At 64.5% G+C, this 11,827-nt stretch carries 11 protein-coding genes; 4 read left to right on the top strand and 7 right to left on the bottom strand.

Features of this window, described 5'->3' with window-relative positions; genetic code table 11:
• Positions 1–14 precede the first annotated feature (14 nt).
• The 4 genes from EDF71_RS02425 to eat form a co-directional block, all read right to left on the bottom strand.
• The gene (locus tag EDF71_RS02425; protein WP_133855053.1) at positions 15–938 is read right to left on the bottom strand and encodes an MBL fold metallo-hydrolase; all 924 of its coding nucleotides are present in this window, start codon (positions 936–938) and stop codon (positions 15–17) included.
• Between the two features lie 82 nt (positions 939–1,020).
• The gene (gene eutC / locus EDF71_RS02420) at positions 1,021–1,884 is read right to left on the bottom strand and encodes an ethanolamine ammonia-lyase subunit EutC (protein WP_133855052.1); all 864 of its coding nucleotides are present in this window, start codon (positions 1,882–1,884) and stop codon (positions 1,021–1,023) included.
• An 8-nt stretch (positions 1,885–1,892) separates the two neighbouring features.
• Positions 1,893–3,284: an ethanolamine ammonia-lyase subunit EutB gene (locus EDF71_RS02415; protein ID WP_133855051.1), complete on the bottom strand. Its 1,392-nt coding sequence runs from the start codon at positions 3,282–3,284 to the stop codon at positions 1,893–1,895.
• Between the two features lie 15 nt (positions 3,285–3,299).
• Positions 3,300–4,706, bottom strand: a complete 1,407-nt coding sequence (gene eat, locus EDF71_RS02410; RefSeq protein ID WP_133855050.1) for an ethanolamine permease — start codon at positions 4,704–4,706, stop codon at positions 3,300–3,302.
• Positions 4,707–4,863: 157 nt separating this feature from the next.
• Between eat and EDF71_RS02405 the strand changes: the two genes are divergently transcribed.
• Positions 4,864–5,880 (top strand): helix-turn-helix domain-containing protein, encoded by a 1,017-nt coding sequence (locus EDF71_RS02405; protein ID WP_133855049.1) that lies wholly within the window; start codon positions 4,864–4,866, stop codon positions 5,878–5,880.
• Positions 5,881–5,896: 16 nt separating this feature from the next.
• On the opposite strand, the gene phhA is transcribed toward EDF71_RS02405, so the two are convergent.
• The 3 genes from phhA to hppD all read right to left on the bottom strand — a co-directional run bounded on the left by phhA (position 5,897) and on the right by hppD (position 9,090).
• A complete protein-coding gene (phhA, locus tag EDF71_RS02400) occupies positions 5,897–6,724 on the bottom strand; it encodes a phenylalanine 4-monooxygenase (RefSeq protein ID WP_133855048.1) in 828 nt (275 codons plus the stop codon).
• 185 nt (positions 6,725–6,909) lie between these two features.
• Positions 6,910–7,875 carry a tripartite tricarboxylate transporter substrate binding protein gene (locus EDF71_RS02395; RefSeq protein ID WP_347876657.1) on the bottom strand — a complete coding sequence of 322 codons (966 nt, stop codon included), beginning with the start codon at positions 7,873–7,875 and terminating at the stop codon, positions 6,910–6,912.
• Between the two features lie 90 nt (positions 7,876–7,965).
• Entirely contained in the window at positions 7,966–9,090 is a 1,125-nt protein-coding gene (gene hppD / locus EDF71_RS02390) for a 4-hydroxyphenylpyruvate dioxygenase (RefSeq protein WP_116926630.1), read from the bottom strand.
• Between the two features lie 218 nt (positions 9,091–9,308).
• Here hppD and EDF71_RS02385 point away from each other — a divergent pair, with 218 nt between their 5' ends.
• From EDF71_RS02385 to EDF71_RS02375, 3 genes are all read left to right on the top strand, one after another.
• Positions 9,309–9,806 carry an Lrp/AsnC family transcriptional regulator gene (locus tag EDF71_RS02385; protein ID WP_021028762.1) on the top strand — a complete coding sequence of 166 codons (498 nt, stop codon included), beginning with the start codon at positions 9,309–9,311 and terminating at the stop codon, positions 9,804–9,806.
• Between the two features lie 215 nt (positions 9,807–10,021).
• On the top strand, positions 10,022–10,774 hold the full coding sequence (locus EDF71_RS02380) for a GNAT family N-acetyltransferase (protein ID WP_133855047.1): 753 nt from the start codon (positions 10,022–10,024) through the stop codon (positions 10,772–10,774).
• A 114-nt stretch (positions 10,775–10,888) separates the two neighbouring features.
• Positions 10,889–11,773 (top strand): transporter associated domain-containing protein, encoded by an 885-nt coding sequence (locus tag EDF71_RS02375; protein WP_133855046.1) that lies wholly within the window; start codon positions 10,889–10,891, stop codon positions 11,771–11,773.
• The last annotated feature ends 54 nt before the right edge of the window (positions 11,774–11,827 follow it).

The following is an 11,827-nucleotide window of genomic DNA, read 5'->3' as shown; positions in this document are numbered from 1 at the left end:
GGCCTTGGGCGTGCTTACTGGTTGACCAGCAGCGCGCCCTCGCGCCGCGCGGCGCCTGAGCGTTCCAGGTCGGCCACCAGCGATGCATGCCACTGCGCCAGCTCCTGGTCGGCAAAATAGCGCTGGTGCAGCAGGCCGTAATAGGGCGTAGCGGCCAGCCAGGCCTGCACTTGTGCCAAAGGCAGCTGCTGCCATTCGAGCAGCTTGTACTTGAGCAGCACCTTGGCAGCATAGAGCGCATGGCGCTCGGGGCTTTGCACAAAGCGCTCCAGCCGCTGGCGCGCGGTTTGCAGGGCAGTCTCCACATCGCTGAAGGCACTGCCATGGCCAGGCAGCACCAGGCGGGGCTGCAGGCGCTCGATCACATCCAGGGTGGCTGCCACCTCGTCAAAAGCCGCCGTGCCCTCGATCTCCGGAAAGACCACGCCAAAGCCGTTTTCCCAGAGTGCATCGGCCGAGATCAGGATGCGCGAAGCGGGCTCGAACAGAATCACCGAATGCGGGTCATGGCCGGGCGCGGCATGGATTTGCCAGCGCTGCTCGCCCAGTGGGGTGTCGGTGCCGGGCTGCAGCACCTCGTCCATCTGAAAGCGCGGGCAGTCCTGGCCGGTGGGGCGGTAGCTCAGCTGGTGCTCGTCCCAATCGATGACGGCCTGCGCATGGCCGGGCGCAATGCTGGTGCGGGCCTGGGGCCAGCGCTGCTGCAAGGCGGCATTGCCGCCGCAGTGGTCGCTGTGCAAATGGGTGTTGACGATGCGCTGCAGCGGCGCGCCTTGCAGGCTGGCCTCGACAAGATGCACGGTCTGCTCGGCATGGATGCAGTAACCGGTATCGACCACCGCCGTGACGCCACGCACAAACACGGCATTGTTGGCGGACAGCCATCCGCGCTCGATGAACTGGAGATCGGCAGGCAGCGACAGGGCAGAGGCGGACATGGTGAGGCAGGCGGCGGCGGGGGCAAGACCCCCAGCCTAGCAGACAAGCACCGGCGGCGCATGCCCGCCTGGCGCCCAGGTGTCAGCGCGGCGGCTGCACCGCGCTGTTGCCCAGCATAAAGGCCTGGCTGGCCTGCTCGGGCGCGGCCAGCGTGTCGGATTCGTCCTTGAGCTGCACGCCCGAGAGCTGGCGCTGGCGCGCCTGCTGCATCAGGTAGTGCAGCTTGTGCACCGCCTGCGCATAGCTCAGCCCCTGCTCGCGCACATTGGAGATGCAGTTGCGCGACTCATCGGTCATGCCCGGGCGGGGCTGCCAGGTCATGTAGAGACCCATGCTGTCCGGGGAGCTGAGGCCCGGGCGCTCGCCAATCAGCACCACCACCAGCGAGGCGCCCAAGGCAGCACCAATCTCGTCGCCTAGCGCCACCCGGGCATTGCGCACCAGGCTGATCGGGCCGACGCGCCATTGCTCGGCCAGCGCCGGCAGCATCTGGCGCAGAAAGGGCAGGGCATTGCGCTCGATCGCCAGCGATGACAGGCCATCGGCGACCACAAACACCACATCGGCCTGGGCGGGCGGCTGGCCTTGCAGCAAGGCGCGCGACTCGGCACCCAGGCGTCGGCCCAGGTCGGGCCGCTGCAGGTAGGTGGGGCGGTCTTGCGCAGCACTGTGCAGGCGCAAAACAGACTGGCCCTGGGGGGCAATCGCCTGCAGTGCGTTGGCGAGCAGGTCCATGTCGAGCTCGGTGTGCACGGCCATGCGCGCCTGGGCATGGGCCAGCGCAAAGTCCAGATGCGCGCGCGTGGGCAGGCTGGTGCCGGCGCGGCCCAGCGCAATGCGGGCGCTGGTGAACTGGCGCAGGCGCTCCCAGGGGTTTGGGGTGACGACGGCACTGGCGGGCTCGGCGGCGGGCAAGGGTGCAGGGGCAGAAGGGCGTGGGGGCATGGCGAACGTCAATGGAGCTGGGCCAGCGCTTGCGAAAAGGGGGCGGGCAGGTCCTGGACCAGGCGCAACCCTGGGCCGCCGGCCTGGGTGATGCCCATGGTCTGCAGCCAGGCCTCGAACTCGGGCGTGGGCCGCAGGCCCAGGGTCTTGCGCAGGTAGAGCGCATCGTGGAAGGACGTAGTCTGGTAGTTCAGCATGATGTCGTCCGAGCCCGGAATGCCCATGATGAAGTTGATGCCGGCCACGCCAAACAAGGTCAGCAGCACATCCATGTCGTTCTGGTCGGCCTGGGCATGGTTGGTGTAGCAAATGTCGCAGCCCATCGGCAGGCCCAGCAGCTTGCCGCAGAAATGGTCTTCCAGCCCGGCGCGGATGATCTGCTTGCCGTCGTAAAGGTACTCGGGCCCGATGAAGCCGACCACGGTGTTGACCAGCAGCGGCTGGAACTTGCGCGCCACCGCATAGGCGCGCGCCTCGCAGGTCTGCTGGTCCAGCCCATGGTTGGCGCCGGCCGACAGCGCGCTGCCCTGGCCGGTTTCAAAGTACATGGCGTTGTTGCCGACCGTGCCGCGCGCCAGGCTCTGGGCCGCGTCATAGCCTTCCTGCAGCAGGGCCAGGTCCAGGCCAAAACTGCGGTTGGCGGCCTGGGTGCCGGCGATGGACTGGAACACCAGGTCCACCGGCACGCCCCGCTCGATGGCCTCGATGCTGGTGGTCACATGGGTGAGCACGCAGGACTGGGTGGGGATCTGGTATTGCTGGATCGCCTCGTCGAGCATGTAGAGCAAGGTGCTGACGGCGGCAATGCTGTCGCTGGCCGGGTTGATGCCGATGACGGCATCGCCATTGCCATACATCAGGCCGTCGAGCAGGCTGGCGGCAATGCCCGAAGGGTCATCGGTGGGGTGGTTGGGCTGCAGGCGGGTGGACATGCGGCCGGCCAGGCCGATGGTGTTGCGAAAGCGGGTGACGACGCGGCACTTCTGCGCGATCAGGACCAGGTCCTGGTTGCGGCAGAGCTTGGAGGTGGCGGCCACCATCTCCGGGGTCAGGCCGGGCGCCAGTGCACTCAAGCTCGCCTCGTTGGCGGCATCGGACAGCAGCCAGTCGCGAAAGCCGCCCACGGTCAGGTGCGCCACCGGGGCAAAGGCGGCCCGGTCATGGCTGTCGAGGATGAGGCGGGTGACCTCGTCGCTTTCATAGGGTACCAGCGCCTCTTGCAGAAACTGGGCCAACGGCAGATCGGCCAGCGCCATCTGCGCGGCAACGCGCTCGGTGTCATGGCGGGCCGCGACCCCCGCCAGGTTGTCGCCCGAGCGGGCTGGCGTAGCCTTGGCCATCAGCTCACGCAGCGATGCAAACACATGGCGCTCGGCGCCAACGGTATGGGAATGGGGCATGGTTGCAGCGCTTCCTCAGGGTGTGGTTTCGCCGGGGGCGTCTGCCACCAGGTGGTGGCGGCTGTACAGCGCAAAGTAGGCTACGAAGACAGCGTAAACGATGAGGGCGCCAATGAGAACCCGAGGGTCTACCAAGAACCCCGCCACCACGGCGATGCAGGCCAGCACCAGCGCGATGCCCGAGGTGAACACACCGCCCGGCGTGCGGTAGGCGCGGGGCAGATGCGGCTCCTTGATGCGCAGCCAGATGTGCGAGGCCATCATCATCACGTAGGAGATCGTGGCGCCAAACACCGCGACGAGGATCAGCAGATCGCCCTGGCCGCTGAGCGACAGCGCAAAGCCGATGGCGCCGGGCACCAGCAGCGCGAGGTAGGGGGTCTTGCGCTGCGTGGTCAACGACAAACCCCGGGGCAGGTAACCCGCGCGGGACATCGCAAACACCAGGCGCGAGTAGCCGTAGATGATCGAGAAGAAACTCGCAATCAGCCCGGCCAGGCCGACAAAGTTCACGAAGCGGCTGATCCAGCTGGGGCCACCCAGCACCTTGCTGGATTCCAGCGCTTCGACCAGCGGGTTGCCCGAGTTCATCAAGGCTGCAGCACCGGCGCCGCCCGGTGCCAGCACTAGGATCAGGCCGCAGAACAGCACCAGCACGACGATGGCGCCGATCAGGCCCCTGGGCAGATCGCGGCGCGGATCCTGCGCTTCTTCGGCCGCCAGCGGCACTCCTTCTACCGCCAGAAAGAACCAGATGCCATAAGGAATGCAGGCCCAGATGCCCAGGTAGCCAAAGGGCAGGAACTGGCTGGCGCCCCAGGCGTCAGTGGGGGCGATGTCGAACAGGTTGCTGACCTGGAAATGCGGCACCATCGCGACGATGAAGACCACCAGCGCAACGACCGCCAGCGCGGTGACGGCAAAGATTAGGCGCAGGGCCTCACCGGCGCCATAGATGTGGATGCCCAGAAAGACGGCATAAAAGCCCAGGTAGACCATCCAGCCATCGATGCCGAACAGCGACTGGCAGTAGGCGCCAATGAAGGTGGCGATGGCCGCCGGTGCAATCGCGTATTCCATCAGGATGGCGACGCCGCAGAGAAAGCCGCCCCAGGGACCAAAGGCGCGCCGGGCAAAGCCGTAGCCGCCGCCGGCAGTGGGGGCGATGGTGGCCAGCTCGGCCAGCGCAAAGCACATGCAGGTGTACATCGTCGCCATCAGCGCCGAGGCCACCAGCAGGCCGCCCCAGCCGCCGGTCTTGAGGCCGAAGTTCCAGCCGGCATAGTCGCCCGAGATGACATAGGCCACGCCCAGGCCCACCAGCAGCAGCCAGCCGGCGGCGCCACGCCGCAGCTGGCGCTGCTCGAAATAGTTGCTGGGCTGCGCGGCGCTGGTGCCTGCGGGGTTAGGGGTTTGGGCCATGGCCTGCCTTGTTGTCTGTGGTGTCCCCGATGGTGGCAAGAATGCGGGCCGGGCTCTATCCGATTTCGGCAAATCTGGCTAAGGGGAAGGCTGGGTTGACCTTGGTCCGCTTTTTGCATGACCATGCCTGTATGCCTCGCCACGCCATTGCGCCTCCATGTCCTTGAGCGCCCCTTGTCCATCGCCCGCGCTGAGCAGCCGCCATGCTGAGCGCTGCGCGACTGTAGGCGCCCCGGCCGCACAGGTGGCGCAGACCTGTGATGTGGACGAGCAGGCGGCCTTGCTGCAGGGCTGGAACCAGCGCTACGAGCAGCTGTCGGCCGGCAGCTTTGAGGGCCGGGTGACCAGCCTGCACCTGGGGCCCATCCAGGCCTGGCGCGAGTTCTCCAGCCAGGCCTTGCACCAGACCGGGGCATTGCGTGCGGGGCAGTTGGCCATCGGGCTGCCCAGCAGCATTCCGGGCAACACCATGTTCTGCAACCGCTCCTGCAGCGAAGGGCATGCGATTGTGTTTTCGGGCGATGGCCCGTTTGAGTTTGTTTCGCCGGGTGGTCTGGAGATCATCGATTTTGTTGTGGAACAGGGCAGCCTCGACCCCTATCTGACCGCCAGCGAGCGCGAGCAGTTGCAGGCCCAGCTGGCGCAGCCGCATCTGCGGCCGGTCTCGGCCCATGAGCGCTGGCGCCTGCCGATTCTGCTGTCCGACATGCAGCAGTGCCTGGCGCAGACGGCGCCCGAGGCGCTGCCGCCCCAGCAGTTGGAAGAGATGGCCGGCGATGTGCTGGCCGCGATTGCCGCCGTGCTGCGCGATGGGGTGGGCAGCGAGGCAGATGAGCAGCTGTCTTACCAGCGGCGCGCGCATATCGTCAGCATGGCGCGGGAGCGGGTGGTGGCGACGGGCGCCGATGGCTCATTGACGGTGGAGGACCTGTGCCAGGCGCTGGCGGTGAGCCGCCGGGCCTTGCAGTACTCGTTCCAGGAGGTGCTGGGCATCTCGCCGCAAAGCTATCTGCGCGCCGTGCGCCTCAATGGCGCACGCCGCGCCATCAAGCAGGGCAGCAGCGTCTCCGACGCGGCGCTGGCCTGGGGCTTCTGGCACTTTGGCCGCTTTGCGCAGGAGTACAAGGCGCTGTTTGCCGAGCTGCCCTCCCATACCTGCAAGCGCTACCGCTGAGCGGCGCGCACAACTATCAGTCGTGCGCGTCTGCCGCCAGCTCCGGCAGGCCGCGCAATGCGGCATACACGGGGGTGAAGTCGCCTTCGGTCATGTCAAACAGCTGCTGGAAATCGTCGATGACGAAATAGGTCTGCTGGTAGCTGTCGATCTTGTAGCGGGTGCGCATGGTGCGCTCCAGCGACAGCGGCAGGCGCTGCGGCAGTGGGCTGGTCACCGCGTGCTGCAGCTCGCCCGATGAGCTCAGGATGCCAGCGCCATAGGCGCGGATCTCCCCTTGCTCGCGGATCAGGCCGAACTCGATGGTGTACCAGTACAGGCGGCTCAGCATCTCGCAGGCGCCCAGGCGCTCGGCCTTGAGGCCGCCCTGGCCGTAGCGCTGCACATAGTCGGCAATCACCGGGTTGAACAGCAAGGGCACATGGCCGAACAGGTCGTGGAAGATATCGGGCTCGACCACATAGTCGAACTCTTCGGGCTTGCGGATCCAGTCGGTGACCGGGAATTTACGGTTGGCCAGCAGGCTGAAAAAAGGCACCTCGGGGATCAGGCCGGGCACGGCGACGATCTCCCAGCCTGTCGCCTGGCGCAGGCGCTGGTTGATGTCTTCAAAACAGGGGATGCGGTCTTCAACGCCCAGCGAGGGCAGCGCATCGATGAAGGCCTGGCTCGCCAGCCCCGGCAGCAAGGCCTTTTGACGCGCATACAGGCGCCGGTAGGTGTCGTGGTCGGCCTCGGTGTAGGCGGCGTAGTCTTGCGCGCAGGTGTAGTCGTCCTGCGCGCGGCTGTAGTCGCCGCGGGGAGGGCGATCCGATTGTCCATAAACTACGGGTGCTTGTCCCATGCTGTGCTCCTAATGTTGTGGAGCCGCCAACACAACCCTTGATACGTCGTTGCCAAGCCTTGTCGTACGCTTGTACTGCCTGCGGCTTGACGCCTAGTCTCAACCGCAAACCTTCGGTTTGCTGGGTCGTGTTACCGGCTCTTATAGGACCAGCCGGGCACCCGCAGTTGAGGGACTGCAGGCGCTCAGTTGGTCTTGATCTTGATCGTGTTGATCAGAAACTGAAACTTGCGTGCTTCCTGCGATACAAAGTACGACAGCTCCTTGAGGCGCATGTCTTCGGGGGCAATGCCCATCTTCAGGTACTCGGCCTTGAAACGCGGATCGGTCAGCGCGCCCTGGAAGGCGAAGGCGTACTTTTGCGCTTCCTGGTCGGGCAGGCTGGCAGGTGCAAACACGCCAAACCAGGTGGATACATCAAAGCCGGGCACCGACTCGTTCACCGGCGGCACCTGGGGCAGGGCCACATTGCGGTCCGAGGTGGTCACCGCCAAGGCCAGCAGCTCGCCGGACTTGATCAGCGGCAGGGCCGAGGCCAGGTTGTCAAACACCACATCGATCTCACCGCTCAGCAGCGCCTTTTGGGCCGGTGCTGCACCGGCATAGGGCACGCTGGGCATCTGCAGATTGGCCAGCGACTTGAGCATCTCGCCCGAGATGTGGCCGATACTGCCGTTGCCGCCCGAGCCCATCTTCAAGGTACCAGGGTGGCCCTTGATATAGGTGACCATCTCCGAGGTGGTGTTGATGCCCAGCTGTTCGGCGCGGCTCTTCTTCATCACCAGCACGTTGGGCACGCGCGCCACCAGGATCAGCGGCTTGAAGTCCTTCTGTGCGTCGTACTGCGGTGGTGTGCCCAGGTAGGGCAGCACCGCATGCGTGGCTACCGCGCCCATCAGCACCATGTTCTCTTGCGGCTTGGCATGGGCCACCAGGGCTGCGCCTGTGGCACCGCCGGCGCCTGGCTTGTTGGCCACCGTGATGGCGCCGAGTTGCTTTTCAGCGCCCTGGGCCAGCAGGTGGGCCGAGGTGTCCAGCGGGCCGCCGGCTGGGTAGGGAACCACAAAGGTCAGTGGTTGGCTGGCGTTCTGCGCGCTGGCAGCCAACATGAAACCCGACAGGGCGGCGGCGAGGAAGACGGAGCGTTTCACAATTGTTTCCAGATTGATAAATTGCTCCGCAGTATAGAGAGGCCGCATGGCAAATTGAGGAATATCAAAGCCGCAGCCGTTCAATTTTTCCTATAGCACCCCACGGCGCATCTGATCGAGCTCAATGCTTTCAAACAGCGCCTTGAAGTTGCCATTGCCAAAGCCATCGTCGCCCTTGCGCTGGATGAACTCGAAGAAGATGGGGCCCAGCTGGTTTTCGCTGAAGATCTGCAGCAGCAGTTTCTGGCCGGTGCCATCGATCAGGATCTTGCGCTTTTTCAGCTCGGCCACGTCTTCGCCATGGTCGGGCAGGCGCTTGTCCACCAGCTCGTAGTAGGTGTCGATGGTGTCGAGCAGCTTGACGCCGCCGGCACGCAGCTGGTCCACCGTTTCGTAGAGGTTGTCCGAGCCCATCGCGATGTGCTGGATGCCTTCGCCGTTGTACATGTCCAGGTACTCCTGGATCTGGCCGGCCTTTTCCTTGCCCTCTTCGTTGATGGGGATGCGGATCTTGCCGCAGGGGCTGGTCATGGCCTTGCTCTTGACGCCGGTGACCTGGCCTTCGATGTCGAAATACTTGATCTCGCGGAAGTTGAACAGGCGCTCGTAGAAGCCCGCCCATTCGTCCATGCGGCCACGGTGTACGTTGTGGGTCAGGTGGTCGATATAGGTCAGGCCATGGCCGTGTGGGTTCAGGGCTTCTTCCGCGCTGACGCCCGGCAGCGGCTCGAAGTCCACATCGAAAAAGCCGATGTTGCCGATATCACCGGCTTGGGCGCCGTTCTTGCCGCGCCAGCGGTCTACCAGGTAGATCAGGCTGTCGCCAATGCCCTTGATCGCGGGGATGTTCAGCTCGCCCGGGCCGGCCTGGCCAGCATAGCCCCAGGCGCCCAGGCCGAGGGCGCGCTCGTAGGCGGCCTTGGCATCCTGCACGCGGAAGGCGATGGCGCAGACGCTGGGGCCATGCAGGCGGGCAAAGCGCTGGGCAAAGCTGTCAGGCTCGGCGTTGATGATGAAGTTGATCTCGCCCTGGCGGTACAGAGTCACGTTCTTGTGGCGGTGGCGCGCAACAGGCTTGAAGCCCATGGCGGTAAACACCTTGCCCATCGCGACGGGATCGGGTGCGGCGTATTCGATGAACTCGAAGCCGTCGGTGCCCATGGGGTTGTCCCAGGTCGTGAATTCTGTGGTCTGGTGGGGGATGGCGGCTGTCATCGCAGGTCTCCTGTGGATCGTCTCTGGTGTTGCCAGCATGGGCTGGCTGCTTTGGCTCCACTGTACCGGCCTTGACGCGCAGCATTTTGGCGATTTATCCCAGCTGTATGGCCTGTATAGCTTGATTAATGTGATCTTGCTAAAAATCAAGCATTAAAATTGCGTGATCCTGTTGTGTCGCGCTGCTGCGGTGCAGCAAAACCACCCGGACCTCTGCCATGACCACCTCTGCCTACCCCCTGGACAAGCTCGACCGTGCCATCCTGCAGCGCCTGCAGCACAACGGCCGCGAGACCTATGACGTCGTGGGCGAGCAGGTGGGCCTGTCGTCCAGCGCCGTGCTGCGCCGGGTCAAGCGCCTCGAAGAGGTGGGCGTCATCGAGCGCTATGTGGCCCTGGTCAAGCCCGAGGCCGTGGGCCTGTCGATGACGGCCTACCTCAATGTGCGGCTGGAGAAGTTCACCGAGGCGAGCAAGCGCAACCCGCTCGATCTCTTCCGCGCCAGCGTGCAAAGCTGGCCCGAGGTGGTGGAATGCGTGGCCCTGACCGGGGACATGGATTATCTGCTGCGCGTGGTCGTCGCCGATATGGCGCACTACAGCCGCTTTGTGATGGACACCTTGCTGCGCCACCCCGCCGTGCAGGATTGCAAGACCAGCTTTGTGCTGGACCGTGTCAAGCTCACCACAGCGCTGCCGGTGTTACCTGGGGTCTAAGCAACACCCGATGTTGCGCCAGCGCAAACCGCGCTGCAATCGCGCGGCCGCTCGCTGGCCCCAAAAACCACATGCACAAGTGCCGGCCCCCGGCGCAAAGCCGCATGGCTGCGGGCGCTGAATACCCTTTGTAAGCCGAGGGTAAGCCATAGGCACGAAATATGCTGCATCGCAGCATGATTGATAATACGCGGGTTAACCCGTATATTTCCCAAATGATCACGACGAAAGAATGGTTCCCTTCATCCGTTGCCAACGGCATGATGGCGTTTTTCCCCTTCTTTGGCCGGTTGGGCGAGAGCCCGCAGCAGCCCGACGGCAAGAAGCCACGACCTTCCGCCTCCATGGTTCCTATCCGTGCCCTCAGTGAGCGTCACCGCCCGCGCATCCTCGCCCATCTGCTGGGCCTCGACGCGCAGGACCGCTATCTGCGCTTTGGCTACCAGGCCAGCGATGCGCAGATCGAGCGCTATGTGGACGGCCTCAACTTCGAGCGTGACGAGATCTTTGGCATCTACAACCGCAGCCTCAAGCTGATTGCGATGGCCCATGTGGCCTATGCGCCGCCGTCGTCGAACATGGCCAGCTGCGCCGAGTTTGGCGTCTCCGTGCTCAAGTCCGGCCGTGGCAAGGGCCTGGGCAGCCGCTTGTTCGAGCGCGCCGCGATGGACGCCCGCACCAAAGGCGTGCAGATGCTGTTCATCCATGCACTGTCCGAGAACACCGCGATGCTGAAGATCGCCCGCAAGGCCGGTGCCACGGTGGAGCGCGATGGCTCGGAATCTGAGGCCTACCTGAAGCTGCCACCCGCGGGCTTTGACACGCGCATGGCCGATCTGGTCGAGGACCATATGGGCGAGATGGACTACCAGTTCAAAAAGCAGGCGCGCCAGTTCTGGCATTTCCTGTCGACGGTGCAGGAAGTGCGCCGCGATGTTCAGGACGGCCGGCACAAGTCGGGCCAGTAAGCGCCAGGTTTGTCTCTGAAGTTGCTCAAGGATTGGGCAGCGATTTCGGAGGAAATCCGCAATCCGTTATGCTGATCGCTTGTTTCACTACCGCACGTCCTGCATTCCAAGACAGTGTCAGACCCCCATCCCTCGCGCTTCCCTGACAAGGAAGATAAAAAGACCTTTTTGCAGAAGGTCGTCGAACTGATTCACCCGGCCCCGGACTCTCCGGACGAGTTGATCGAAACCCTGGCGGAAGCCGAAAGCAACGATGTCATCAACGCCGACTCCCGCGTGATGCTGGAGCGGGTCATCCGCATGGAAGACATGACCGCAGGCGATGTGATGGTGGCCGCACCACGCATGGACCTGGTCGACATCGAAGCCGATTACGAGTCGGTGCTGCACACCGTCATCAACACCGCGCATTCGCGATTCCCGGTGTTCCAGGGCGAGCAGGAAAACATTATTGGCATCCTGATGGCCAAGGACCTGCTCAAGCTGCAACGTTCTCCCCAACTCAATCTGCGTGCGCTTCTGCGCCCGGCAGTGTTTGTGCCCGAGAGCAAGGGCCTCAACGACCTGCTGCGCGAGTTCCGGGGCAACCGCAACCATCTGGCCATCGTCATCGATGAGTTCGGCCGTGTGGCCGGCCTGGTCACGATTGAAGACGTGCTCGAACAGATCGTCGGCGAGATCGAGGACGAGTTCGATCTGCCCGAAGACGAGGGCGACATCTTTGCGCTGGCCGATGACACCTTCCGCATCTCGGGCGATACGCCTGTGGAGCGGGTCGCCGACGAGTTCAACGTGGTGCTGGAGAGCAGCGACCCCGATGAGTCGTTTGAAACCATCGGCGGCCTGATTGCCCACGAGCTGGGCCATGTGCCCAAGCGCGGCGCCCACATCATGCTGGGCGGCCTGCACTTTGAGGTGCTGCTGACCAAGGGCGGCGCCGTGCGCTGGTTCCGCGTGCAGCGGGCCGCACCGGTATCGGACCCGGCCGCAGACGCTTGAGTCCGCGCCGCATAGGCGTCCATACCGCCTGCAGCAGGGCGGCAAACCATGGCA

This window comes from Comamonas sp. JUb58 (assembly GCF_004364775.1).
Classification (GTDB): Bacteria; Pseudomonadota; Gammaproteobacteria; order Burkholderiales; family Burkholderiaceae_C; genus Comamonas.
The sequence above is the reverse complement of the archived record's forward strand: the minus strand, read 5'-3'. Positions and strand labels throughout refer to the sequence as shown.